Source organism: Actinomyces procaprae (assembly GCF_004798665.1).
Taxonomy (GTDB): domain Bacteria; phylum Actinomycetota; class Actinomycetes; order Actinomycetales; family Actinomycetaceae; genus Actinomyces; species Actinomyces procaprae.
The window spans coordinates 2,738,838-2,762,861 of record NZ_CP039292.1 but is presented as its reverse complement, the minus strand read 5'-3'; the positions used below and the strand labels follow the sequence as shown (position 1 = coordinate 2,762,861).

Annotated in this window: 24 protein-coding genes; 19 read left to right on the top strand and 5 right to left on the bottom strand. The window is 70.2% G+C overall.

The features are described 5' to 3' along the window. Position 1: 1 nt before the first annotated feature. The 10 genes from rplO (at position 2) to rplQ (ending at position 7,346) form a co-directional block, all read left to right on the top strand. Positions 2–475, top strand: coding sequence for a 50S ribosomal protein L15 (gene rplO / locus E4J16_RS11300; RefSeq protein ID WP_136193649.1), 474 nt, complete (start codon positions 2–4; stop codon positions 473–475). 376 nt (positions 476–851) lie between these two features. Then, positions 852–2,144 (top strand): preprotein translocase subunit SecY, encoded by a 1,293-nt coding sequence (gene secY / locus E4J16_RS11295; protein ID WP_136193650.1) that lies wholly within the window; start codon positions 852–854, stop codon positions 2,142–2,144. Then, entirely contained in the window at positions 2,141–2,725 is a 585-nt protein-coding gene (locus tag E4J16_RS11290; protein ID WP_240038128.1) for an adenylate kinase, read from the top strand. The genes secY and E4J16_RS11290 overlap by 4 nt, the downstream gene beginning before the upstream one ends. A gap of 20 nt (positions 2,726–2,745) precedes the next feature. Beyond that, positions 2,746–3,627: a type I methionyl aminopeptidase gene (gene map / locus E4J16_RS11285; protein ID WP_136314045.1), complete on the top strand. Its 882-nt coding sequence runs from the start codon at positions 2,746–2,748 to the stop codon at positions 3,625–3,627. A gap of 418 nt (positions 3,628–4,045) precedes the next feature. Then, complete coding sequence (gene infA / locus E4J16_RS11280; RefSeq protein ID WP_003781847.1) at positions 4,046–4,267, top strand: translation initiation factor IF-1; 222 nt, start codon at positions 4,046–4,048, stop codon at positions 4,265–4,267. A 33-nt stretch (positions 4,268–4,300) separates the two neighbouring features. Continuing rightward, positions 4,301–4,414 carry a 50S ribosomal protein L36 gene (gene rpmJ, locus E4J16_RS11275; RefSeq protein WP_009748913.1) on the top strand — a complete coding sequence of 38 codons (114 nt, stop codon included), beginning with the start codon at positions 4,301–4,303 and terminating at the stop codon, positions 4,412–4,414. 158 nt (positions 4,415–4,572) lie between these two features. Continuing rightward, entirely contained in the window at positions 4,573–4,947 is a 375-nt protein-coding gene (gene rpsM / locus E4J16_RS11270) for a 30S ribosomal protein S13 (RefSeq protein ID WP_136193652.1), read from the top strand. A gap of 59 nt (positions 4,948–5,006) precedes the next feature. After that, complete coding sequence (rpsK, locus tag E4J16_RS11265) at positions 5,007–5,408, top strand: 30S ribosomal protein S11 (protein WP_136193653.1); 402 nt, start codon at positions 5,007–5,009, stop codon at positions 5,406–5,408. A 153-nt stretch (positions 5,409–5,561) separates the two neighbouring features. Then, positions 5,562–6,563 carry a DNA-directed RNA polymerase subunit alpha gene (locus tag E4J16_RS11260; protein WP_136193654.1) on the top strand — a complete coding sequence of 334 codons (1,002 nt, stop codon included), beginning with the start codon at positions 5,562–5,564 and terminating at the stop codon, positions 6,561–6,563. Between the two features lie 30 nt (positions 6,564–6,593). Next, positions 6,594–7,346: a 50S ribosomal protein L17, sunset domain variant gene (gene rplQ, locus E4J16_RS11255; protein WP_136314044.1), complete on the top strand. Its 753-nt coding sequence runs from the start codon at positions 6,594–6,596 to the stop codon at positions 7,344–7,346. A 142-nt stretch (positions 7,347–7,488) separates the two neighbouring features. Here the strand turns inward: rplQ and E4J16_RS11250 are convergent, their stop codons facing one another. Continuing rightward, positions 7,489–8,247 carry an ROK family protein gene (locus tag E4J16_RS11250; RefSeq protein ID WP_136314043.1) on the bottom strand — a complete coding sequence of 253 codons (759 nt, stop codon included), beginning with the start codon at positions 8,245–8,247 and terminating at the stop codon, positions 7,489–7,491. A gap of 317 nt (positions 8,248–8,564) precedes the next feature. On the opposite strand from E4J16_RS11250, the gene E4J16_RS11245 reads away from it, so the two are divergent. From E4J16_RS11245 to E4J16_RS11220, 6 genes are all read left to right on the top strand, one after another. Continuing rightward, the gene (locus tag E4J16_RS11245) at positions 8,565–8,909 is read left to right on the top strand and encodes a hypothetical protein (RefSeq protein WP_240038127.1); all 345 of its coding nucleotides are present in this window, start codon (positions 8,565–8,567) and stop codon (positions 8,907–8,909) included. A gap of 341 nt (positions 8,910–9,250) precedes the next feature. Continuing rightward, positions 9,251–10,231, top strand: coding sequence for a tRNA pseudouridine synthase A (locus E4J16_RS11240; protein ID WP_136314041.1), 981 nt, complete (start codon positions 9,251–9,253; stop codon positions 10,229–10,231). Positions 10,232–10,549: 318 nt separating this feature from the next. After that, positions 10,550–10,993 carry a 50S ribosomal protein L13 gene (gene rplM / locus E4J16_RS11235; RefSeq protein WP_136193659.1) on the top strand — a complete coding sequence of 148 codons (444 nt, stop codon included), beginning with the start codon at positions 10,550–10,552 and terminating at the stop codon, positions 10,991–10,993. A 40-nt stretch (positions 10,994–11,033) separates the two neighbouring features. Next, entirely contained in the window at positions 11,034–11,525 is a 492-nt protein-coding gene (gene rpsI, locus E4J16_RS11230; RefSeq protein ID WP_136193660.1) for a 30S ribosomal protein S9, read from the top strand. Between the two features lie 138 nt (positions 11,526–11,663). Then, on the top strand, positions 11,664–13,022 hold the full coding sequence (gene glmM / locus E4J16_RS11225; protein WP_136193661.1) for a phosphoglucosamine mutase: 1,359 nt from the start codon (positions 11,664–11,666) through the stop codon (positions 13,020–13,022). Continuing rightward, the gene (locus E4J16_RS11220) at positions 13,019–16,270 is read left to right on the top strand and encodes an AfsR/SARP family transcriptional regulator (protein WP_136314040.1); all 3,252 of its coding nucleotides are present in this window, start codon (positions 13,019–13,021) and stop codon (positions 16,268–16,270) included. Before glmM ends, E4J16_RS11220 begins: the two co-directional genes overlap by 4 nt. A 50-nt stretch (positions 16,271–16,320) precedes the next feature. On the opposite strand, the gene E4J16_RS11215 is transcribed toward E4J16_RS11220, so the two are convergent. The 4 genes from E4J16_RS11215 to E4J16_RS11200 all read right to left on the bottom strand — a co-directional run bounded on the left by E4J16_RS11215 (position 16,321) and on the right by E4J16_RS11200 (position 21,898). After that, positions 16,321–17,154 (bottom strand): ABC transporter permease, encoded by an 834-nt coding sequence (locus tag E4J16_RS11215; protein ID WP_240038126.1) that lies wholly within the window; start codon positions 17,152–17,154, stop codon positions 16,321–16,323. Further along, on the bottom strand, positions 17,151–18,275 hold the full coding sequence (locus E4J16_RS11210; RefSeq protein WP_136314039.1) for an ATP-binding cassette domain-containing protein: 1,125 nt from the start codon (positions 18,273–18,275) through the stop codon (positions 17,151–17,153). Before E4J16_RS11210 ends, E4J16_RS11215 begins: the two co-directional genes overlap by 4 nt. Positions 18,276–18,849: 574 nt before the next feature. Continuing rightward, entirely contained in the window at positions 18,850–20,331 is a 1,482-nt protein-coding gene (locus tag E4J16_RS11205) for an NAD(P)(+) transhydrogenase (Re/Si-specific) subunit beta (protein ID WP_136314038.1), read from the bottom strand. A gap of 4 nt (positions 20,332–20,335) precedes the next feature. Next, positions 20,336–21,898 carry a Re/Si-specific NAD(P)(+) transhydrogenase subunit alpha gene (locus tag E4J16_RS11200; protein WP_136314037.1) on the bottom strand — a complete coding sequence of 521 codons (1,563 nt, stop codon included), beginning with the start codon at positions 21,896–21,898 and terminating at the stop codon, positions 20,336–20,338. Positions 21,899–22,180: 282 nt separating this feature from the next. Here E4J16_RS11200 and E4J16_RS11195 point away from each other — a divergent pair, with 282 nt between their 5' ends. The 3 genes from E4J16_RS11195 (at position 22,181) to E4J16_RS11185 (ending at position 24,012) form a co-directional block, all read left to right on the top strand. Continuing rightward, a complete protein-coding gene (locus tag E4J16_RS11195) occupies positions 22,181–22,813 on the top strand; it encodes an NADPH-dependent F420 reductase (RefSeq protein WP_136314036.1) in 633 nt (210 codons plus the stop codon). 148 nt (positions 22,814–22,961) lie between these two features. Further along, complete coding sequence (locus E4J16_RS11190; protein WP_136193667.1) at positions 22,962–23,351, top strand: winged helix-turn-helix transcriptional regulator; 390 nt, start codon at positions 22,962–22,964, stop codon at positions 23,349–23,351. A 148-nt stretch (positions 23,352–23,499) separates the two neighbouring features. Then, positions 23,500–24,012: a hypothetical protein gene (locus E4J16_RS11185; RefSeq protein WP_136314035.1), complete on the top strand. Its 513-nt coding sequence runs from the start codon at positions 23,500–23,502 to the stop codon at positions 24,010–24,012. The last annotated feature ends 12 nt before the right edge of the window (positions 24,013–24,024 follow it).

Below are 24,024 nucleotides of genomic sequence, written 5' to 3'. Positions count from 1 at the left end.
GATGGCTGACACGAAGAAGCACGAGGAGGCCGGGCAGATTATTCGCCTGCACGACCTCCGGCCCGCGCCGGGCTCCAAGAAGGCCAAGACGCGCGTCGGCCGCGGTGAGGCCTCCAAGGGCAAGACCGCCGGCCGCGGTACGAAGGGCACCAAGGCGCGCTACCAGGTGCGCCCCGGCTTCGAGGGTGGCCAGATGCCGCTGCACATGCGGCTGCCCAAGCTGCGCGGCTTCCGCAACCCGAACCGGGTCGAGTACCAGCCCGTGAACGTCGGCCGCATCGCCGAGCTGTTCCCGGCCGGCGGCGCGGTCACGGTTGAGGACCTGGTCGCCAAGGGCGCGGTTCGCCGCGGCCACCTGGTCAAGGTTCTGGGTGGAGGCGACGTCGCGGTCAAGCTCGACCTCACGGTCGACGCCTGGTCCAACTCCGCCAAGGAGAAGGTCGAGGCCGCAGGCGGTACGCTGACCAACCGCTGACCGGTGGCGCGCAGCGGTCGGGGCGGTGAGCCCCGGCTAGCGCCGCCCCGATTCTGATCGCCGACGGCGAGCACCACGGCTCCGGCCGGGCAGGGAAGCGACCCTGCCCGGCCGGAGCCGTTCGCATGTGCTCCTTCCGTGCACGCGTAACAGGTGCGGGCGCTTGCTCGGCCTGCCGGGTGCATCGGCGTGACCGATACCCCGTCGGCTTTGTGCCTGTGTGGCAAGCCGGACAGGTGTGGCGGGGGTAGGGTGTCCCAGGGTATGCCCCCGGACAGGCGCGACGTGTGTCCGGGGCACCTCGGCGGTCGGTCCGCGTGACGCGCGTGCGCCCGCCGTTTCCCAGATCCGTAATCAGCCGCCCACAGGAGACCGAGTGTTCAGTGCGTTCATCCAGGCGTTTAAGACGCCGGACCTGAGGAGAAAGCTCCTGTTCACCCTGGGCATCATGGCCTTGTTCCGCTTCGGCTCGGTGCTGCCCACCCCCGGCGTCGACCTGGGCAATGTGCAGATCTGCGTGGGTGAGAGCCAGGACGAGGGCCTGCTGGGCCTGATCAACGTGTTCTCCGGCGGCGCACTGCTCCAGCTGAGCGTATTCGCGCTGGGCATCATGCCCTACATCACCGCCTCCATCATCATTCAGCTGCTGCGCGTGGTGATCCCCCGATTCGAGGAGCTGTACAAGGAGGGGCAGGCGGGAACCGCCAAGCTCACCGAGTACACCCGCTACCTGACCATCGGCCTGGGCGTGCTCCAGTCCGCCACCATTGTGGCCACCGCCGCGAACGGCAACCTGTTCACCGGCTGCTCGGTGGACGTCATCCCGAATGACTCCCCGGCGAACCTGGCACTCATGATCGTGACCATGACCGCCGGTACCGGCCTGATCATGTGGCTGGGTGAGCTGATCACCGAGCACGGCATCGGCAACGGCATGTCGCTGCTGATCTTCACCTCGATCGTGGCCCGCATGCCGCAGAACCTGCTGTCCATCCTGGGCGGCTCCGGCGGCTTCAGCCGCTTCCTGGCGGTGGTCGCCGTCATCCTCGCCGCCACCTTGGCGGTGGTATTCGTGGAGCAGGCCACCCGCCGCATTCCCGTGCAGTACGCCAAGCGCATGGTGGGACGGCGCCAGTACGGCGGCTCCACCACCTACATCCCCATCAAGATCAACACCGCCGGCGTCATCCCGGTCATCTTCGCCTCCTCCCTGCTGGCCATGCCGCAGCTGGTGGCGCAGTTCGGCAGCCCCACCAGTTCCTGGGTGCAGTGGATCGCCACCAACCTGGGGCAGACCGACACGGTCTACCTGGTGGCCTATGCGCTGCTGGTGTTCGCCTTCACCTTCTTCTACACGGCGATCACCTTCAACTCCGAGGAGATCGCCGACAACATGAAGCGCTACGGCGGCTTCATTCCCGGCATCAGGGCCGGTGAGCCGACCGTGCGCTACCTCAGTTACGTGATCAACCGGGTCACTGCGGCGGGCGCCGTCTACCTGGTGATTCTGGCCCTGCTGCCGACGCTCGCCGTCATGTGGCTGGGGCTGTCCCAGAATCTGCCGTTCGGAGGCACGACCATCCTGATCATGGTGGGGGTCGGCCTGCAGACGGTTAAGGAAATCAACTCTCAGCTGCAGCAGCGGCACTACGAAGGGTTCCTCTCATGAGCGCACGCATGGTCATCCTCGGTCCCCCCGGAGCGGGCAAGGGCACTCAGGCCGCCCGCATTTGCGAGCGGCTGGCAATCCCGGCGATTTCCACCGGAGACATCTTCCGCGCCAACGTCGCCGGCGGCACCGAGCTGGGGCGCCAGGCCAAGCAGTACATGGACGCCGGCGAGTACGTGCCCGACTCGGTCACCAACGCCATGGTTGCCGACCGGCTCACCGCCGACGACGCCGCCGACGGCTTCCTGCTCGACGGCTACCCCCGCACCGAGGCACAGGTTCACGAGCTCGACTCGATGCTCGCGGCGCGGGAGCTCTCCCTGGATGTGGTCCTGGAGATCACCGCCGACGCCGAGGTCGTGGTGCAGCGCCTGCTCGGCCGTGCCGCCGAGCAGGGCCGCACCGATGACACCGAGCCGGTAATCCGCCGGCGCCTGGAGGTCTACGCGGAGCAGACCGAGCCCCTGGCGGCACTGTATGAGGCGCGCGGGCTGCTGGTGCGCGTGGACGGCGTCGGCGCGCTGGACGAGGTCACCGACCGCATCATGGCGGCGCTGGCCACGCGCGGCGTGACCGCCTGAACAGTGCCCGGCGGTTCACCATGCTGACGCGGGAACGCATCGAGCTCAAGACTCCCGACCAGGTGCGCCGGATGCGCCGTGCCGGGCTCGTCGTCGCCGACATCCACGCCGCCCTGCGCGAGGCGGTGCGGCCGGGCGTCACCACCGCCGAGCTCGACGCGGTCTCCGCCGACGCCATCGCCCGCGCCGGTGCCCACTCCAACTTCCTGGGCTACTACGACTACCCGGCCACCGTGTGCGTATCCGTCAATGACGAGGTGGTCCACGGCATCCCCGGTGAGCGGGTGCTTGAGGCCGGCGACCTGGTCACCTTCGACTGTGGCGCCTACATCCTGGACGACGACGGGACCCAGTGGCACGGGGACGCCGCCTTCACCACGGTGGTCGGCGGCCACTACGGCTCCGACTCCGACCGGGTCCTGGACGCCACCACCCGGCAGGCCCTGTGGGACGCCATCGCCGCCGTCGCCCGTGCCGCCGCCGGGCAGGCCGACGGCCGGGCGGCCAGGCTCAATGCCGTCGGCGACGCGGTTCAGGCGGCGGTCGCCGACGCGGCCGAGCGTGAGGGCGTGCACCTGGGCATCCTGCAGGACTACGTGGGCCACGGCATCGGCACTGCCATGCACATGGCTCCCGACGTGCTCAACTACTCGGTCAAGCGCAAGGGGCCGCGGCTGCGCCCCGGCATGGTGCTGGCCATCGAGCCAATGCTCACCGCCGGCGGCCCGGAGGTCGACGAGCTCGACGACGGCTGGACCATGGTCACCCGGGACGGCTCCCGTGCCGCCCAGTGGGAGCACACGGTGGCGCTTGTGCCCGGCGGGGTGTGGGTGCTGACCGCCCCCGATGGGGGAGTGGAGGGACTGGCCCCCTACGGCTTGGAACCCAAGCCCCTCGCCTGACGCCTCTGCTCTCCCGTATCCCGTGCCCCGTGCCCGCGATCGCCGAGGTCGGTAGATCTTACGTGCTGAGGTCGGTAGATCTTACGTGCTGAGGTCGGTAGATCTTACGTGCTGAGGTCGGTAGTTGTTACGTGCTGAGGTCGGTCAGGGCCGGTCTTGGTGTCTGACGCTCGCGGCGCGCCGGGGGCGGGATGTGCAGTGTGTCAGGAAACACCGCCGGATAATGCCCCTCGGCGGTGGTCAGCCATAGCAGGTTTGCCGTATCGTTGGCGGGCGGCGCGCCCAAGAACCGGCGCCCGGCTGTTTTGCCCGCCGAGTCAACGGCGTCGGGTGAGGCGCGGGCGTTCGGCGGAGCGCGTCACGTCGGCGGCGTCGTCGTCGGCGGAAGTATCCAGCGAGAAAGCACCGACGGAGGAACATGGCTAAGAAGGACGGCGTCATCGAGGTCGAGGGATCGGTCGTCGAGGCCCTTCCGAACGCGATGTTCCGGGTTGAGCTGAGCAACGGGCACGTCGTGCTCGCGCACATCTCGGGGAAGATGCGGCAGCACTACATCCGCATCCTGCCTGAGGACCGCGTGGTTGTTGAGCTCAGCCCCTACGACCTGTCCCGGGGCCGCATCGTCTACCGGTACAAGTGACAGTCCTCCCCGGAGGGAGGACGGAGGAACATCATGAAGGTCAAGCCGAGCGTCAAGAAGATCTGTGACAACTGCAAGGTGATTCGTCGCCACGGCCGTGTCATGGTCATCTGCGACAACCCGCGGCACAAGCAGCGTCAGGGCTGACACCCGCGCGCCGTCGACCATGCGGCGACGGCAACATCACCAGCACCCACCCCAGTGGCGCGGCGCGCCACCACCCCCGGTTCCTGGAGGCCGGGGCCACCGGTAGGCGGTGGAGGGGATGGGTGACGACCTCCGGGAACACATAGGAGAACCACACAGTGGCACGCATTTCCGGCGTCGACCTGCCTCGCGAGAAGCGGGTAGAGGTCGCGCTCACCTACATCTACGGGATCGGACGCACCCGCGCCGTCAAGACTCTTGAGGCCACCGGCGTCAACCCGGACACCCGCGTCAAGGACCTCAGCGAGGCCGAGCTGGTCGCGCTGCGCAACCACATCGACTCCAGCTATCAGGTTGAGGGCGACCTGCGGCGTGAGGTCCAGGCGGACATCCGCCGCAAGATTGAGATCGGCTGCTACCAGGGCCTGCGTCACCGTCGGCACCTGCCGGTCCGCGGCCAGCGCACCAAGACGAACGCCCGCACCCGCAAGGGGCCCAAGCGCACCGTGGCCGGTAAGAAGAAGGCCAAGTAACAGCCAGTTCATCCGGGCGCCGCATGCCCGGGCCATAGATCTCATCTGAAGAAGGAAGCATGCCCCCTAAGACTCGTACGAGCGCGCGCAAGCCGCGCCGCAAGGACCGTAAGAACGTCACCCACGGTCACGCCTACATCAAGTCCACCTTCAACAACACCATCGTCTCCCTGACGGACCCCGCCGGCTCCGTCATTGCCTGGGCCTCCTCCGGCCAGGTCGGTTTCAAGGGCTCGCGCAAGTCGACGCCGTACGCCGCCCAGCTCGCCGCCGAGGCCGCCGCCCGGCGCGCCCAGGACCACGGCATGAAGAAGGTCGACGTCTTCGTCAAGGGCCCGGGCTCCGGCCGCGAGACCGCGATCCGCTCCCTGCAGGCCGCCGGCCTGGAGGTCGGCTCCATCACCGACGTCACCCCGCAGGCGCACAACGGCTGCCGCCCCCCGAAGCGGCGCCGCGTCTGAATCCACTGGTCGCCACCCGCCCCACGGCAGTGGGGGAGGGGCGACTCCACGGTTCCGCCCCGACGCGGCGGGCCGGCCGTCGGTACTTGCCGAAGGCGAACACCATGAGTAACGGCGTCATATAGCGGGCGCCGCGACGAAAGGAAACCCCTAGTGCTCATTGCACAGCGACCCACACTCTCCGAGGAGGTCATCGAGGAGGACCGCCGCTCGCGGTTCATCCTGGAGCCCCTGGAGCCCGGCTTCGGCTACACGCTCGGTAACTCCCTGCGCCGTACGCTGCTGTCATCCATCCCGGGTGCGGCCGTGACCTCCGTGCGCATCGAGGGCGTGCCCCACGAGTTCCGCACCATTGCCGGGGTCAAGGAGGACGTCGCCCAGATCATCCTGAACATCAAGGAGATCGTGCTGTCGTCTGAGAACGACGAGCCGGTGGTCATGTACCTGCGCAAGTCCGGTCCGGGCGTCGTCGCCGCCGGTGACATCACCCCGCCGGCGGGCGTGGAGATCCACAACCCCGAGCTGGTCATCGCCACCCTCAACGAGAAGGGCAAGCTGGAGATCGAGCTCACGGTCGAGCGCGGCCGGGGCTACGTGTCCGCCAACCAGAACAAGGACCCGAACGCCGAGATCTCCCGGATCCCGGTGGACTCGATCTACTCGCCGGTCAAGAAGGTCTCCTACGCCGTGGAGGCCACCCGTGTGGAGCAGCGCACGGACTTCGACCGCCTGGTGGTGGACGTGGAGACCAAGGCCTCCATGACTCCGCGGGACGCGCTCGCCTCTGCCGGCAAGACGCTGGTTGAGCTGTTCGGGCTGGCCCGGGAGCTCAACGTGGAGGCTGAGGGCATTGAGGTCGGCCCCTCGCCGTTGGACCAGGCCCTGCAGCAGGACCTGGCGATGATGATCGACGAGCTGGACCTGCAGGCCCGCTCCTCCAACGCCCTCAAGCGCGAGGGCATTCACACCGTCGGTGAGCTCGTCGCGCGCAGCGAGGCCGACCTCCTCGACATCCGCAACTTCGGTGCCAAGTCGATCTCCGAGATCAAGGACAAGCTGGCCGAGCTCGGGCTGTCCCTCAAGGGGTCCCCGGTCGACTACGCCCCGGAGGGCGACTACACCAACCCCACTTTCAGCGACGAGCAGCAGGCCTGAGGCCGGCTCGCCATTCCACTAGGAGACAACATGCCTCGCCCCACCAAGGGTCCCCGGCTGGGCGGATCCCCCCAGCACGAGCGCCACATGCTGGCCAACCTGGCCACGCAGCTCATCGTCCACGAGTCGATCACGACCACGGAGGCCCGCGCTCGGCGCCTGCGGCCGTACGTCGAGAAGCTCATCACCAAGGGCAAGCGCGGCGACCTTCACGCCCGCCGCACGGTGATGAAGAAGGTGACGGACAAGTACGCCGTCTACCGCCTCTTCGACGAGATCGCCCCGCAGATGGCCGACCGCGACGGCGGCTACACCCGCATCATCAAGACCGCGCCGCGCCGGGGCGACAACGCCCCCATGGCCGTGATCTCCCTGGTGCTGGAGCCGGTCGCCAAGAAGGAGATCGTCGACGACGCCGTCCGCACCGCCAAGCGCGCGGCCGAGCAGGCCGTGGCCGAGGTTGAGGAGGCCGCCGCCGAGGTCGAGGTCGAGGAGGCGCCGGCCGACGACGTCGCCGAGGCCGAGGCCGCTGACGAGACCGCCGAGGAGGCTTCCGGCAAGCCCGTCTACGCCGGCTCGGTGCGCCTGGAGAAGGGCTCCACCGAAGCGCCCGACGCCGACCACGAGGTCAAGGGCAACGAGGACTCCATGAAGTACCACGTGCCCGGCTCCCGCTGGTACGACAACACGGTGGCCGAGGTCTGGTTCGCCTCCGCCGAGGACGCCGAGGCCGCGGGCTTCGCCCCGGCCGGCGGTGCCGCCGCGCAGAAGGTCAAGAAGTGAGCCGGTCCCGGTAGGGGCTGAGCGCTGGTGGGCCGCAAGGCTCACATATACGAGGGAGGGCCGGTCACCGCGAGGTGACCGGCCCTCTCAGCGTCTCAGGTCCGGGCGTACGGAGCCGGACGCGGTAGCGGGGACGGGGCCGTCAGGGCTGGGCCATCTCCCAGCAGCGGGCCCCGCCGGTCATGCCGGCCTCGTTGGGCACGACGACGACGTCGTCGCCGATCTTGTCGAGCTGGAAGGCCGTGATGCGGCGGGAGTTGCCGCCGCCCAGGTAGAGCCGGTCCCACATGTACATGGGGCGCAGCGCCTCGACGACGCGCCGCACCCGCCGCGACCAGTGGGCGTCCCCCAGGCGCAGGCGCTCGTGCTCGCCGATGTAGTCGTCATAGGTGAGCCCCCAGCGGACCGGCCCCTGGGAGACCTCCACGTGGGGGGCGAGCACGCCGTTGTCGAAGACGGCGTTGCCCAGGCCCGTTCCCAGGGTCACGATCATCTCCAGGCCGTGGCCGGTGACGACGCCGGCGCCGGCGACCTCGGCGTCGTTGAGCACCAGCACCGGGCGGCCGAGGGTCGCCTGCAGGCGCCCGCCCATGTCGAAGCGTGCCCAGGCCTCCGCCAGTTCGGGCAGGACGCGGGAGCGGGGGCCGTCCTTGGTGATGTAGTGGGGGGTGGCGATGACGACCCCGTGGCGGATCATGCCGGGCATGCCGACGGTGACCCGGTCGGCGGGCGGCAGCTGATCGGCCAGGTCCTTAATGGTGTCCACCAGCAGCTCGGGCGGCAGCGGGTAGGGGTTGGGGGTGCGCAGGGCGCGGGAGATGATGGCGCCGTCGGCGTCGAGCACGGAGGCCTTGATGCCGCCGCCGCCGCAGTCGACGCTGAGGGTGGTCGTAGTGCTCACGCCCCGACGCTACCGCCTCGGCCGCGGCTGACGCAGTTTCCCGTCGGCGTCGGTGTATCGCGAAGATCGAGGCGCACACGAGGGTGTCCCCTCGGAGTGTTGTATGAACTGGTTCATGCCGGTGTTAGGTTCCGCTGAGGCTTGCGGGGGGCGACACATGGGCCGTTTTCGCGCGGGCCGCGCCTTGCAAGACTCGCTCAGTTAGAAGGTCCCCCACCATGAACGCCGAGAAAGTCGTGCCTCCCGGACCAGAAGCGCCGGCCCTCGTCATGTAGGGGGTCAGCTTCTCCTATGGCAAGCAACAGGTGCTCCACGATGTGTCGCTGACCGCCCCGGTGGGACGGTCAGTGGCCATTGTGGGCCCCTCCAGCAGCGGCAAGTCCACGCTGCTGTCGCTTGTGCTGGGACCGGGCGTGCCCCTGCTGGTTTCGGGCGGCTTCGGCGTGCTCGCCTACCAGATCCTGCCCACGGGCATGGACAAGATCACCGGCACAACGGACGAGTTCGCTGCCCTGTGGCACCCCAGTTCCGCATTCACCGCGGCAGCGTTGATGCTGAAGGTGGTGGCGGCGCTCGTCGCCGCGGTGCTGGCCGGCAAACTGGCGCGGCGCTATGTGCGTGCCTGGCGGCCGGGTGCCACCGCCGCCGAGCTGCGCGGCTAGAGCCTTCGTCCCTGGCGTGCGCGCGGGGGAGCGCCCTCATGATCGCCTCAGCCGCCGCCGCCGCCGTCATCGTCCCTCGCGTGCGCGCGGGGGAGCGGGGCTGTGCTCTTGCAGGTGGCGGGCTGCGTCCCTGTTTGCTGTTGCACGACCCCGGGCCGCGTTGCACGACCCCGGGGTGTTTTGCACGACCCCGGGGTGTTTTGCACGACCCCGGGGTGGTCGTGGAACGCACACCAAGGTCGTGCAACGCCACCAAGTTCGTGCAAGTGAGACGCGGCCCGACGTCTAGCACCGAGGCGGACGGGTGAAGGCAGCACCCGGGCTGTGGTCTCATGGTGCCCATGAGCGACGCCGAGCCCACGCGCGATGCTGACCCCGCCTACGACGCCGACCCTGCCCGCCCCGACACGGTGCGCGTGCGCCTGGACCTCGCCTACGACGGCGCCGGCTTCCACGGCTGGGCGGCCCAGCCCGGACAGCGCACCGTCGAGGGTGTGCTGACCGACGCCCTGGCCACCGTGCTGCGCGCTCCGGTGCGGCTGACGGTGGCCGGGCGCACCGACGCCGGCGTGCACGCGCGCGGGCAGGTCGCCCACCTCGACGTGCCCGCCGCAGCCTGGCGCGCCCTGCCCGGCCGCTCCACCCGCAGCCCCGAGCAGGCCCTGCTGGACCGGCTCGCCGGCGTGCTCGCCCGCGAGGCCCAGGGCGGCCCAGCCCCCGCCCCACGCGGTGCCGGCGACCTCGTGGTCCACGGTGTGCGCGTGGTCCCCGCCGCCTTCGACGCCCGCTTCTCCGCCCTGACCCGCCGCTACCGCTACCGCATCGCCGACGGCGGCCCCACCGGTGCCCCGCGCGACCCCGCCCGCCGCGGCCAGGTCCTCTGGGCGAACGAGCGGCTCGACGTCGCCGCCATGCAGGCCGCCGCCCGCCCCCTGCTGGGCGAGCACGACTTCCTGTCCTACTGCCGCCCCCGCGAGGGCGCCACCACCATTCGCACCCTCAAGGAACTCAGCTGGCGGCGCCTGCCCGCCGACGCCCCCGGCCCCGACGGTGGCCTGGTCACCCTCACCGTCGTCGCCGACGCCTTCTGCCACTCCATGGTGCGTTCCCTGGTGGGCGCCGCCCTCGCCGTAGGGACCGGACGCCGCGACGTCGACTGGCCCGCCCGGCTGCTGGCAGCCCGCAGTCGAGGCCAGGCCGCGCCGGTTGCGCCTGCTCATGGGCTCACCCTCGAAGCCGTCACCTACCCGGCCGACGCCGAGCTGGCCGCACAGGCCGAGCGGGCCCGGACCCTGCGTCGGGCACCGAACTGCTGCGACTGACCGCGCAGCGGGCGGCGCGTTCACTCCCGGGTGCCGTCCCGCCGGCATGCGTACCCGGTGCGGCTGCACCGCCGGCGCACGGCACCGCGGCGTGTCGGGTTTCACGGCTGCAGGGGCGCAACCGGCTTTGACCGTCCCTGAAGCCGCCGGTAGGGTAGGGGACCGTCGTGCAGCACGCGATCACGCTCGTGGTGCCATCCCACTCGCCACGTGCGGCCGGTGCTCCGACCACCTCATCTGACCATGGCGGTCCCGCCGATGCCAGCGTCTTAGCTGCGTCCGCGTGCCCGCCCGCCAAGAGAAACGAAGGCAACGCCCGTGCGCACGTACACACCGAAGCCCGGCGACGTCGAGAAGAACTGGTACGTCATCGACGCCAGCGACGTCGTTCTCGGCCGTCTCGCAGCTCAGGCTGCGACCCTGCTCCGTGGGAAGCACAAGCCGCAGTTCGCCCCCAACGAGGACTGCGGAGACTACGTCGTCATCATCAACGCCGACAAGGTCGTCCTCACCCGCGGTAAGGCCGACAAGAAGTTCGCTTACCGCCACTCCGGCTACCCGGGCGGCCTCACCGCCGTCTCCTACCGGGAGCTGCTGGCCAAGAACCCCGAGCGTGCAGTCATGAAGGCTGTTAAGGGCATGCTGCCCCACAACAAGCTGGGCCGCGTCCAGCTGAAGAAGCTCAGGGTGTACGCGGGCGCCGAGCACCCGCACGCCTCCCAGAACCCGCAGACCTTCGAGATCACCCAGGTCGCCCAGTAAGCGCTCCAGCGCTCGGCACCCGACAAGCAAAGGACACATCGTGGCTGAGACCACCGTCGACATCGACGCGCTGGACGAGGAGAACGCCCCCGCCAGCTACACCACCGAATCCACCCCCACCGAGGGACGCGGCCAGTCCGTCACCGCTCCCGGCATGGGTCTGGGCCGCCGCAAGGAGGCCGTCGCCCGCGTCCGCCTGGTTCCCGGCACCGGTCAGTGGAAGATCAACGGCCGCACCCTGGAGGACTACTTCCCCAACAAGCTGCACCAGCAGCTCGTGCGCGCCCCCTTCACCATTCTCGAGCTCGAGGGCCGCTTCGACGTGATCGCCCGCATCAACGGCGGCGGCATCTCCGGCCAGGCCGGTGCCCTGCGCCTGGGCATCGCCCGCGCCCTGAACGAGATCGACCGTGAGGCCAACCGCCCGACCCTGAAGAAGGCGGGCTTCCTCACTCGGGACGCCCGCATCGTCGAGCGCAAGAAGGCCGGTCTGCACAAGGCCCGCCGCGCCCCGCAGTACTCCAAGCGCTGATCCCGGCGGCGCCGTCCAGGCACGTCGGCGCCAGGCCGCGTTATGCGGATCCGGCGGTCACCTCCCACGCGGAGGTGACCGCCGGATTACGTTCCGGCGTGAAATGATGGGGTCGCTGTCTACCAACAGGAGGATCCCATGACACGACTCTTCGGCACCGACGGCGTCCGCGGACTCGCCAACGAACTGCTAACCCCTGATCTCGCAGTCAGCCTCGGCCGCGCAGCGGCGAGCGTACTGGTCGGCTCGGATGACTCCCCCCACCGGCTCGGCCGTCGGCCCCGCGCCGTCGTCGGCCGAGACACGCGAGCCAGCGGCGAGTTCCTCGACCACGCGATCAGCGCCGGCCTGGCCGCCTCCGGCATGGATGTCACCCGCGTCGGGGTGCTGCCCACCCCGGCCATCGCACACCTCACCGCCAGCCAGGACGTCAGCCTCGGCGTGGTGATCTCCGCATCCCACAACCCCTTCCCGGACAACGGCATCAAGTTCTTCGCCCGCGGCGGCTACAAGCTGGAGGACGCCGTCGAGGACCGCATCGAGGCGGCACTGGCGGAGGACCTGCCCCGCCCCACCGGCGCCGACGTGGGCCGTGTCATCAAGGGTGAGACCGTCGCCGACCAGACCTACATCAACCACCTGGTGGACTCCGTCGCCACCGACCTGTCCGGCCTGCGCATCGTGGTGGACGCCTCCAACGGTGCCGCCAGCAGTGTCGGCCCGGCCGCCCTGCGCAATGCCGGCGCCGAGGTCATCGCCATCAACGCCTCCCCGGACGGGCTCAACATCAACGCCGACTGCGGCTCCACCCACCCCGAGCAGCTGCAGGCCTACGTGCGCAGCGTGGGCGCGGACATGGGAGTCGCCTACGACGGCGACGCCGACCGCTGCCTGGCCGTGGACGCCGAGGGCAACCTCGTGGACGGCGACCAGATCATGGGTCTGTTGGCGGTGGGTATGAAGGCCGACGGCACGCTCGGCTCCGACACGCTGGTGGTCACCGTCATGAGCAACCTGGGCCTGATCCTGGCGATGCGTGAGCACGGCATCCGCATCGTCCAGACCGGCGTGGGCGACCGCTACGTGCTGGAGAAGATGCTGCAGGGCGGCTACACCCTCGGCGGTGAGCAGTCCGGTCACGTCATCGACACCCTCCACGCCACCACTGGGGACGGCGTGCTCACCTCCCTGCGTGTGGCCGCCCGAATGAAGCGCACCGGCAAGTCCCTGGCGGAGCTGGCCAGCATCGTGCAGCGCCTGCCGCAGACGCTCATCAACGTCCGTGGAGTGGACAAGGCCGCCGCCGGCACCAACCGGGCGGTGCAGGACGCCGTCGCCGACGCCGAGAAGCAGCTGGGGCAGACCGGCCGGGTGCTGCTGCGCCCCTCCGGCACCGAGCCGCTGGTGCGGGTCATGGTGGAGGCCGCCAGCCAGGAGGAGGCCGACCGCGTCGCCGAGGGCCTGGCCGCCGTCGTCAAGGACAACCTCGCGCTGTGACCCGGTCCGACGCCGCCGGCGCCGGGCTGCGGCTGCTGGACGACGCACCGAGCTGGAACGGCGAGCCGCTCAGCGGGCGGGTTCTCGACCTGCTCTGCGTGCTCGCCGCTCTGCCCGGCGCCCGCGGCGGCGAGGATCAACTGATCGCGGGGCTTTGGGACTGCTCGCCGCCGTCTCGACCTCGCCAGGCGCTGCAGGTAGTCGTCTCCCGCACACGTAACCGCCTGGGGGCCGAGGCTCTGCAAAGACACGGTGAGGGGTACGCCCTGACCCTGCCACGCTCACAGGTGGATCACCTGGATCTGGCGCAACGCCGTCGTCGGGCGGAGGCCGCGGCCTGCGCCCATCGCCCGGCCGATGTGGTCGACCTGACCGAGGGTATGGGGGAGATCAGCGGGGCGGGCGTGAGCCCGCCGCACCGTCGGCTCTTGGAGCAGGCAATGGCCCTTAGTGCCCGTGCCCTCCGCCTGCGCGCACTCGCACTCGGAGAGCTGGGGCGTTACGCGCAGGCCATGGAGCTGCTTCCGTCCCTGGCCGAGCAGAATCCCTCCGATGAGGCGGTTCTCGCCGCCCTGATTCGCAGTGAGGCCTGGACCCGTTCACCGGCTGCGGCGTTGGCGCGTTACGAACGGTACCGACGTCGTCTGCGCCAGGCCGGCGCCGTGCCCGGGCCGCTGCTACGTGCCGCGCACGAGCATGCGCTGGCCGCTGAGCACCCGGTTCGGCAGGGCCTGCGGGCGCCCATCGGCCTGATAGGGCGGGAGCACGACCTGCGGGTGGTGGAGGACGCGGTCGCCACCAGGCAGCTGGTGACCATCACCGGACCGGGAGGGGTCGGCAAGACGACTCTGGCGCAGGCGCTCGCCTCACGCAGCCCGTTTCCCACGATCAGAGTGCTGTCCATGACGGAGGTCGCCCCACGTGGGCACGACCCGGTGGCTGCGGACGCCTCCGACGGCGCGGCGCCCGTGGATCGGCTCGCCCGCGAGCTGCTGGCCGCCATCGGGCGCAGTGGCTCGGCCGCGCAGCCGGCCCGCGTCGCCCTGGCGCAGGCGCTCGCGGCTCCCGGCACGCTGCTGGTGCTGGATGACTGTGAGCACGTGGCCGGTGCGCTCGCCGATCTGCTCGGGCCCATGCTCGCCTCATTGCCGGGGCTGCATGTGGTGGTGACGTCCAGAAGCGTCCTGGAGCTGTCGGCCGAGTACGTGCATCGGCTGGCGCCGCTTACAGGCACGGCGGCGGCCGCCCTGTTCCGTGACCGGGCACTGGCGGCCAGGCCGCACCAGGCCCTCGACGACGACGGCCTGGCTCGGCTACTGCCCGCCCTGGAGGGGCTGCCACTCGCCATCGAGTTGGCCGCGGCGCGCACCCGCGTCATGTCGGTGCGGCAAGTGGCGCAGCGCCTCCCACGCGACCTGAGGACCATGACCGGTCCGCGGGATCTGCCGGAGCGTCAGCGCACCCTCAGCGCCGTCATCGAATGGTCCTGGTCGCTGTTGGACGATCCGCAGCGACGCGCCCTGACGCGCGCCGCACTGCTGGCCGACGGCTTCACCCTGGAGACAGCCGAGGCCGTGATCGGTCCCGCCGCGGCCGTCATGCTTGATCAGCTCCTGGCGCAGTCGCTCCTGACCGCGGACGGGGACGATCCGCCCCGCTTCCACATGCTCTCCTCCGTGCGTGCGCTGGTTCGTGAGCGCGTCGCCGGCACCTTAGATGCGGCGGAGGCTCAAAGTGCCGTGCGCCGCTGGGCGCTGGGCCTGGCTCGCCCGGTGCTGGCCGTGATGGATGGCAGCCGTATGGATGAGGTCGCTCCTGCCGTTGACGCCCTGCTGGCGGAGGAGCGCGGGGTGGCCGCCGAGCTGGGACGAGCACTGGGCGACGACGATGGGCATCAGGCTCCTGAGGCCGCCCTGGTGCTCGGTGCGGCGCTGCTGACCGCCTGGTCCACGAGCTGGGGCTACAGCCAGACCGCCGCCTGGGTGCCGCGGCTCCTGGGGCATGCGGTGACTGCGGCGTCGGACTCCGTTGGAAACATCGCCCGGATGCTGGTGCTCCATCGTGCGGTGGCCAACTCCTGGCTGCTGGGCCCCCTCCCGGAGGAGCTCCGGCTCCGTATTCCGGCGTCATTCCCGTGCGAGAGCGCCTACGTCGCCGCGATTCGCCGGCTGGTCCGCACCCGGCACGAGGAGTGGGGCGGGCTGCTGGAGGATCCAGACCACTGGACCGCCTGGGCCGCAGGTAGTTGCGTGGTCACGGAGCTTGAGAACCGCGGTGACGTGACCGGTGCCCTGGAGCTCAATCGCAGTCTGCGGCGACGGCTGCGCGCCTCGAATCTGCCGCCCGTCCGCCTGCTTGAGCTTGACGTCGACGGTTTGCGCCTGCTGCTGGAAATGGGGGACTACCGCGGCGGGCTGAGCGAGTGCACCCGTCTGCTGCAGGTGGCCGACCGCCATCCGCTTCAAGATGCCCTCCGCAGCGCTCTGCGCCTGCAACGGGACTGCTGCCGGGTCTATCTGGCGCCGTCACCGGAGCGCGCTGCCGCCCTACTGGCGGACGCCGAGAGCATGCCGGTGCCCGGAATGGCGATGTTCATCACCGGGTTCCTCGGCGGTGAGATGGAGCTTCTGCGCGGCCGCCCGGAGGAGGCCTTCACGGCGGCGCGGGGTCTGCTTGAGCGCATGGCCGGTGCCGACGTGCCCGCGGGTAACCCGTGGGAGCTCTACGGCCTGGCGACCTGCCTGCTGATCGACGTGGAGATCGCCAGGTCTGGTGCGGCGGCGCCGGACACGCGAGGCGACTCACTGCGGGATCATGCCCTGGAGGCGACCGCCATGTTGCGGCGGGGGCTGCAGGCACTGACGCAGGCCTTGCAACAGGCCCGCGCCACCCGCTTCGATCTGCCGACGACGGCGTCGCTGGCCTGCGCCGTCGGCCTGTCTGCGGCGCAGGCCGGGGCCGGTGGGCAGTGGGGAGATGCGGGCGTGCCCGCGTTGGTGGGGGAGGAGCCCGGCGATGTGGATTCCGCCCGGGTAGTTGGGCTGGGGCTGGAACTGTTCTGTGCGGCCCTGGCCTGCGGCCCCAATCAGACCTCACGGCTGTTGTCACGACCGCGCCTGTTGGAGGCGGCGCGCGGAATCGACCCCGGCCGCGTCGACGAGATGCTGAGGCAAGCTCATTCCTCCGATCCCGAGGCGCTCGTAGAACACATGGTGACGTTGACCGGCTCACTGGCTGAGCTGTTGTGAGCAAGGTGCTCTCCCCGGCCGCGTGACCGGGGAGACCGCCGGCTCCCGCCTTAGGCGACGGAGCGCTGGTAGCGCGTGACGGTGATCGGCGCCGCCACGGCCACGATTAGTACACAACCCAGCAGGGCCCAGCCGGCGTCGGCGGCCGTTCCCGTCCCGGCGGTTCCGTCGAGCAGGTAGCGCAGCCCGCTGACGGCATAGGACACCGGATTGTGCTCGGCGAAGATCTTCAGCCAGTGCGGCAGCGTATCAACGGGCACTAGCGCATTGGACAGGTAGCACAGGGGGAACAGAATGATGATGTTGAATGAGGTCACCGCCTGCGCCGAGCTGAACAGGGTGCCCAGCATCAGGAACACCCAGGAGATCGCCCAACCGCATGCGGCGGCCGCCAGCACGACTCCAACGGCTCCGATCCAGCCGTTCTCCGGTCTGTACCCGAGCGCGACGCCGGTCGCCACCGTCAGCGCGGCGCACACCGCGTACCGCAGCAGGTCGGTGGCCATTGGGCCCAGCAGCGGCGCCAGTCGGGACATGGGCAGCGCCCGGAAACGGTCGAACACGCCCTTGGACATGTCCTCACGCAGGTCAACACCGACGCTCTGGCAGGTGGACAGAACATTGGTGATGACCAGCCCCGGAACCAGGATCGGCAGGTAGGAGCGCACGTCCCCCGAGATGGCGCCGCCAAGCAGTTCCCCGAACATGACGGTGAACAGGACGGGCTGAATGAGCACGTCGAAGAACTCCGCCGGATTGCGCAGCATGGTCAGTGCCGAGCGCCACGCCATCGCGGCGGTGTCCGGTATTAGCCGAGACTCGCTGAAGCGTCGGGGAACGGACAAGGCGGGGGATGAGTTGAGGGAAGCGGATGCGGTGGTCACAGGTCCTCCTCGGTATTCAGGTCGGTGTTATTCAGATTGGTGTTGTGGTGCGTGCTCAGGCCTGCGGCGTGAACCGGCTCGGCGGTGGTGGGCCCGGAGGTGGTGGAGCGGTCGGTCGCTTCTCGGGTCGGCCCTTGGTTCCCGGTCAAGGTGAGGAAGACGGAATCGAGGCTGGGGCGGTCGACCGAGATCGCCGCCGGAGACAGCCCCTGCTCGCGGAGCGCCACGAGGATCTCCGTGGCATCCGCGGTCTGCCTGATGGGTGCGTATATGCGCCCTGCGCGAGTGGTCGGTGTACCGCCTGGGGAAAGCACCCGGGTGATGACATCGCGGATGGCGGGCACGTCCTCACGATTCGCGGGAGTGATCGCCAGGGCCGAGGTGCCGATCCGGTCCTTAAGCTGATCGGGACTGCCTTCGGCTACCTTGCGCCCGTGGTTCATGATGCCGATCCGGTCGGCCAGGCGATCGGCCTCATCCAGGTACTGGGTGGTCAGCAGGATGGTCGTCCCGTGTGACACCAGGTCCTCGACGACCTGCCACATCTGCTGGCGGGTGCGCGGATCCAGCCCCGTCGTCGGCTCATCGAGGAACAGCAGCGGAGGCGTGGCGACCATCGAGACGGCGAGGTCGAGGCGCCGCCGCATTCCACCCGAGTACCGGCCCACGCGCCGCCCGGCGGCGTCGGCGAGGCTGAAGGCCTCCAGCAGCTCGTCGGCGCGGCGCCTGCTGTCGGTGCGGGACATTCCGGTCAGACGCGCGAACAGTCGCAGGTTCTCGCGTCCGGTGAGCGTCTCATCAACGCTTGTGTACTGACCGGCGACGCCGATTACGGAGCGCACCCGGTGCGGGGCGTGAGCCAGGTCGTGTCCCATGATGGTGGCGCTGCCGGAGCTGGGGCGCAGCAGCGTCGTCAACAGCTTGACCACGGTGGACTTGCCGGCCCCGTTGGGGCCGAGTAGTCCGTAGACGCTGCCGGCGGCGATGTCCAGGTCCAGGTCGTCGACGGCTCTCAGGGAGCCGAAGTCGCGGCGCAGGCCGGTGGCGTGGATGGCGGGGACGTCTCCTGCCTGGTGATGCGCTCTTGGGGTCGGAGGGTGTGGCGATGAAGCAGTGCTCATGCAGGCAGGCTGGCAGCCGCCGCTTTCACGACGCTTTCGGGGTGGTATCACCGTGTGGTCCAGCGGCGCCGTGGTGCGGACACGTCGAAAGCGCGTCGCCTCGCCCCGGTGGGCGCGCACGACGTCCGTGCCTGTCCCGGGCGCACGCTCGCGTTGTTGGGAGCGTCTTCCCGGAGCCGGGTTGTCGGTGCGGGTGCCTGTGGGCGGGCGGGCCCGTGTACTCGGTGAGGATCCTTGTGTGCAGTCGGGCCTGCGGGGCTGTTCCCGTGGCGCCGGGGGCCTGGTTGCCGGCAGCCGAGGGGTGGGCGGGGTCTTACGCCGCCCTGGTTGGACCGCTCACGCCCCGTTGGACCGCTCACGCCCCGTTGGACCGCTCACGCGCGGTTGGACCGCTGTAACCAGCGGCTACGGCGGTCCAACGGGGGCAGAGGGGTCCAACGGGGGCAGAGGGGTCCAACGGGGGCAGAGGGGTCCAACGGGGGCAGAGGGGTCCAACGGGGGCAGAGGGGTCCAACGGGGGCACAGCGGTCCAACGGGGGCACAGCGGTCCACTCACTCTGCGCCCCCGACGTGCTCACTCCATGGCGCGGATGACCGCCTCCACGGTCTCCTTCGCGTCGCCGAAGAGCATGGAGGTGTTGTCCTTGAAGAACAGCGGGTTCTGCACCCCGGCGTAGCCGGAGGCCATGGAGCGCTTGAAGACCACCACGCGCCGGGCGTCCCACACTCGCAGCACCGGCATGCCGGCAATGGGGGAGCCGGGCTCCTCCGCGGCCGGGTTGACCGTGTCGTTCGCACCGATGACCAGGACGATGTCGACGTCGGAGAAGTCGTCGTTCACCTCGTCCATCTCCAGCACGAGGTCATAGGGGACCTTGGCCTCGGCCAGGAGCACGTTCATGTGCCCAGGCAGGCGGCCGGCCACGGGGTGGATGCCGAAGGTGACGTCCACGCCCTCCCCGCGCAGCATCTCGGTGAGCGTGGCGACGGGGTACTGCGCCTGGGCCACGGCCATGCCGTAACCGGGTGTGATGACCACTCGCTTGGCCTCCTGCAGCGCGTGGGCCACGGCACCCACATCTGTCTGCTGGATTGTGCCCTCCTGGTCCTCCCCGGGGGCGACCACCGCGCCCTCGGTGCCGTAGCCGCCCAGCAGCACGGCGACGAAGGAACGGTTCATCGCCTGGCACATCAGGTAGGACAGGTAGGCGCCGGAGGAGCCCACCAGGGCGCCGGTGATGATCAGCAGGTCGTTGTTGACCATGAAGCCGGTGAAGGCCGACGCCCATCCGGAGTAGGAGTTCATGATGGCGACCACCACGGGCATGTCGCCGCCGCCGATGGCCACCACCAGGTGCACGCCCAGGGCCAGGGCGATGACGGTCATTACCGCCAGGCACACCCAGGCCGCCGCCCCGCCCGCCGGCAGCATGATGAAGGCGACCATGAGCGCGAGACTGACCAGCAGGGCGGCAAGGTTGAGCTTGTTGCGCCCCGGCAGGGTGATCGGGCGGCCCGGGACGCGACCGGCCAGTTTCAGGGCGGCCAGCACCGATCCGGTGAAGGTCACCGCGCCCACGAACACGCCCAGGAAGACCTCACCGAGGTGGAATCCGCCCAGCGACTCGGCCAGCGCGTCGGGGGAGGAGTAGGAGCTGTAGCCCACCAGCACGGCGGCCAGCCCCACCAGGCCGTTGAGCACGGCGATCAGCTGGGGCATCCCCGTCATGGCGACCTTGCCCGCCAGCACCATGCCGATCACGGCGCCGATGCCCAGCGCAAGTGCGATGAGTGCCGCCGTGGTTACTACTCCCTGACCGGGGTCGGAGGTAAGGGCCAGGCCTATGGCTGCTGCAACCGCCACCCCCATGCCGACGGCGCCGGCAACGTTCCCGGCCACCGCCGTCTCATGCCGGGACAGCCCGGCGGCGGCGAGGATGAACAGCACCGCAGCCGCGATGTAGGCCAGGGCCACGGGCGAGGGCAGGGCGAGGTCAACGGGTTGGGCGGCGGCGGGAAGCACCGCGGTCAGGCTGAGGGCTGCCGTGTTGAACATCCGCTCACTCCTTCCTGAACATGGCGAGCATGCGGTGCGTGACCGCGAAGCCGCCGAAGACGTTGATGGATGCGAGCATGATCGCGACGAAGGCCACTGCGCTGATCGCCGGGTTGGCGTTGCCGACCTGCGAGATCGCCCCTAGCAGGATGATGCCGGAGATTGCGTTCGTCACGGACATCAGTGGGGTGTGCAGGGCCGGGGTCACGTTGGAGATCACATGGAAGCCCAGGATGATCGCCAGGGCCAGCACGATGTAGTGGCTGGTGGCGGCCGCGGGCGTGACCAGCACCAGCGCCGCGGCGGCGATGGCGGCAACCGCGACCCCGATCATCATCCGGCGGCGCGAGCGGGCCTGGGCGGCGGCCTGCGCTGCGGCGTCGGCCTGCACGTCTGCGGCGGAGCGCTCCGGGGCCGGCCCGGTAGCGGGGGACTTGGGGGCGGCGGAGACCGCCACGGGCGGCGGCGGCCACAGCAGCTCGCCGGCCTGGCACACGGTGATGGCCCGCACTACCTGGTCCTCCAGGTCCAGGGCGAGTTCGCCGTCCTTGTCCGGCGTGAGCAGGGTCAGCAGGTTGAGGATGTTGCGGCCGTACAGCTGTGAGGCCTGGGCGGGCAGGCGCTCGGCCAGGTCCGTGTATCCGACGATGGTCACTCCGCCGTCGGTGGTGACCACCTCGCCGGGCACGGTCAGCTCGGTGTTGCCGCCGTTGGCGGCGGCCATGTCCACGATCACCGAGCCGGGTCGCATGGCCTCCACAGCGGCGCGGTCCAGCAGCAGCGGGGCGCGCCGGCCGGGAATGTTCGCGGTCGTGATCACGATGTCCGCGGCGGCCGCCTGCTCGGCGTAAAGGGCGTTGGCCAGGGCGGCCTGGTCGGTGGACATCTCCTTGGCGTAGCCGTCGGCGGAGACCTCCTGGGCGGTGGGCACGGGCACGAACTCGGCGCCCACGGACTTGACCTGGTCGGCCACCTCCGGGCGCACGTCGGTGCCCTTGACGACCGCCCCCAGGGAGTAGGCGGTGCCGATTGCCGCCAGGCCGGCCACGCCCGCGCCGATCACGTACACCGAGGCGGGCGGGAACTTGCCTGCGGCGGTCACCTGGCCGTTCAGGAGGCGTCCGAAGTGCGCGGCTGCCTCGATGACGGCCCGGTAGCCCGCCAGGTTCGCCTGGGAGGAGAGCACGTCCATGCTCTGCGCGCGGGAGATGCGCGGCACCGTGTCGATCGCCAGTGCGGTCAGGGAGCGGTCCTGGAGCTTGTGCACGAAGTCGGGGTGGCGGGCCGGGTCGAGCCGACCGATGAGGGTGGCGCCGGGGTGCATGAGGTCGAGCTCGGCGTCGTCGGGGGCATAGGCGGTGACGACGATGTTGCAGGCCCAGGTCTGCGCGCGGTCGGCGAGGTGGGCGCCGGCCTGCTCGTAGGCGGAGTCGGGGAAGCGGGCCGGCGCTCCGGCTCCGCGCTGGACGACGACGTCGTAGCCCAGGCGGATCAGCCGCTCCACGGTCTGCGGGGTGGCCGCGGCCAGGGAGCGGTCCGGAGGCTGACAGGGGATTCCAAGACGCACAGAAGCTCCTTTCAGCGGGCGCGCCCGAAGCCCGGGCGCGCGGGGGCGCGTTGCGGGAAGGGTGGGCACGCGGGGTGACTCGCGTAACAGTAGAACGCCTCGGGGTGGGTGTCACGCGGTGTCTCACCGCGGCAGGAATCGGGGCGGTGCAAGGGGGGCGTGGGCGAGTCGCCCGCGCCGGTGCGGATGTGGCTCGCCTCACCGAAACGCTCTCTTGCAGAAAGTGAGTAACCGAGAGAGAGTGTTCCTGTCGGAACCGCCGCACGCAGTAAGGAGAACATCGTGGCTGCTGCATCCCTCCCGTCCGTTACCGTCTTCGGGGCCGGTGCCATCGGCTCCGCCGTCGCCCAGCTCGCCGTCAAGGCCGGCGCCTCCGTCCAGGTGCTTGCCCGCGACGCGGCGAAGGCCGCGGCGGCGGCCGATGGCGCCACCGCCGGAACCGTCGGCGACGCCGTCACCGGCGGCCTGGTCGTCCTGGCCCTGCCCTACCCGGCCCTCGCCGAGGTGCTGTCCGCCTACCCCGCGGACGCCTTCGCCGAGAAGATCGTCGTCGACCCCTCAAACCCCATCGACTTCGGCACGCTAGACTCCGTCGTCGCCCCCGGCTCCTCCGCTGCCGCGGAGCTCGCCGAGCGCCTGCCCGGAGCGCAGGTCGTCAAGGCCTTCAACACGAACTTCGCCGCGACCCTCGCCTCCGGCGCCATCGCCGGTAAGCCGGTCACCGTCTATGCCGCCGCGGACAGCGAGGACGCCAAGGCGACCCTGCGCGCTCTTGTGGAGGCGGCCGGCCTGGCCTACGTGGACGCCGGAGCGCTCAAGCGGGCGCGTGAGCTGGAGGCCATGGGTGCGCTCCAGATCGGCCTGGCCCTGAGTGAGCAGGTCGCCTGGACCGGAGGCTTCGCCGTCGTCAAGTGAGCCTGTCTGCCGGGCAGCCCACCGTGTGACGCCCGCGCCCGCCGTCCCTTACTCAGGACGGCGGGCGCGTTCCCGTACGCTGACCATTCTCGGGGGCCGGTAGAATCCCAGCGGCCGGGTTCTGACGGGGCTGAAGGAGGAGCGGCGCATGCGTGCGGCAGGTGATGAGGGCGAGCAGGTCTACAACCCCTACAGCCGGTCCTGCCCCTCGCGGCGCCTGTTGCGCGAGCTCGGTGAACTGTGGAGCGTGCTGGTCATCGGCGCCCTGTATGAGGGGCCGCTGCGCTTCACCGAGGTATCCCGGCGTGTGGACGGCATCTCCACCAAGATGCTCACCCAGACGCTGCGCACCCTGGAGCGCGATGGCCTGGTCAGGCGCGAGTACTACACCGAGACCCCGCCGCGGGTCACCTACGAGTTGACTGCGCTGGGGCGGGACCTTGCCGACGTCATGGACGCCCTGGAGAAGTGGGCCGTCGGGCACATGGACGACGTGCTCGCCGCCCGCGAGGCCTACGACGCATCCCGCGCGGGCTAGGCGGTTGTGCAGGCCCCGGGGACGACGTCAGGGGGCATGGCCTCCCGGCGGCTCTGCTAAGCTCGAGGTCACGAGATGGATACGGTGGCGTGTGCCAGTGCCGCCCTGAAACCGTCCTCGCGCCCACCAGCTGTTCTAAGGAGCTGCCATGCCGGCATCCCCCTACGGTCTCACGCCTGACCCGCAAGGGGGACTCTCAGTATCCCCGGGTGCCGCCTCGACGGGCTCGTCCGAGTCCCTGGTCCGTCGGCCGGATGCGAGGACGTACGTCGGTGGTGCGCTCATCGCCCTGGCGGGTGTCGCGGTAGCCGTGGCCGGCATCCGGACGGACCTGGAGGCAGACGAGCCGATGCGGTCCATCTGGCTCGGGGGCGTAGCCGGCATGGCGCTGCTGCTGATCTGCTGGGGCCTGACCATGGTGGCGTGGCGCACGGTCTTCGACGCCGACGGCATTCACTCCCGCGGCCTGATCCGGCGCGTGGACCTGCCCTGGCCGGACACACGCACCGCCTTCGTCGTGGACGTGGGTAGGCACAGCCGTGACCGGGGCGCAGACGGGCGCTCCACAAGACGACGGCGGGAGGTGACTCTCACAGTCCACGTACTGACGCCGGGGCGAAGCACGACACTGGCGATGCCGCGCATCCTGTCCGCGTACTGACGCCGGGGCGAA

Bases quoted from the DNA above. Each gene is read 5' to 3' on its own strand.
- E4J16_RS11205 (WP_136314038.1), bottom strand. From the start codon at position 20,331: ATGTTCAACACGGCAGCCCTCAGCCTGACCGCGGTGCTTCCCGCCGCC.
- rplO (WP_136193649.1), top strand. From the start codon at position 2: ATGGCTGACACGAAGAAGCACGAGGAGGCCGGGCAGATTATTCGCCTG.
- map (WP_136314045.1), top strand. From the start codon at position 2,746: ATGCTGACGCGGGAACGCATCGAGCTCAAGACTCCCGACCAGGTGCGC.
- E4J16_RS11210 (WP_136314039.1), bottom strand. From the start codon at position 18,275: ATGAGCACTGCTTCATCGCCACACCCTCCGACCCCAAGAGCGCATCAC.
- rpmJ (WP_009748913.1), top strand. From the start codon at position 4,301: ATGAAGGTCAAGCCGAGCGTCAAGAAGATCTGTGACAACTGCAAGGTG.
- rpsK (WP_136193653.1), top strand. From the start codon at position 5,007: ATGCCCCCTAAGACTCGTACGAGCGCGCGCAAGCCGCGCCGCAAGGAC.
- rplQ (WP_136314044.1), top strand. From the start codon at position 6,594: ATGCCTCGCCCCACCAAGGGTCCCCGGCTGGGCGGATCCCCCCAGCAC.
- infA (WP_003781847.1), top strand. From the start codon at position 4,046: ATGGCTAAGAAGGACGGCGTCATCGAGGTCGAGGGATCGGTCGTCGAG.
- E4J16_RS11185 (WP_136314035.1), top strand. From the start codon at position 23,500: ATGCCGGCATCCCCCTACGGTCTCACGCCTGACCCGCAAGGGGGACTC.
- glmM (WP_136193661.1), top strand. From the start codon at position 11,664: ATGACACGACTCTTCGGCACCGACGGCGTCCGCGGACTCGCCAACGAA.
- E4J16_RS11240 (WP_136314041.1), top strand. From the start codon at position 9,251: ATGAGCGACGCCGAGCCCACGCGCGATGCTGACCCCGCCTACGACGCC.
- E4J16_RS11290 (WP_240038128.1), top strand. From the start codon at position 2,141: ATGAGCGCACGCATGGTCATCCTCGGTCCCCCCGGAGCGGGCAAGGGC.
- E4J16_RS11190 (WP_136193667.1), top strand. From the start codon at position 22,962: ATGCGTGCGGCAGGTGATGAGGGCGAGCAGGTCTACAACCCCTACAGC.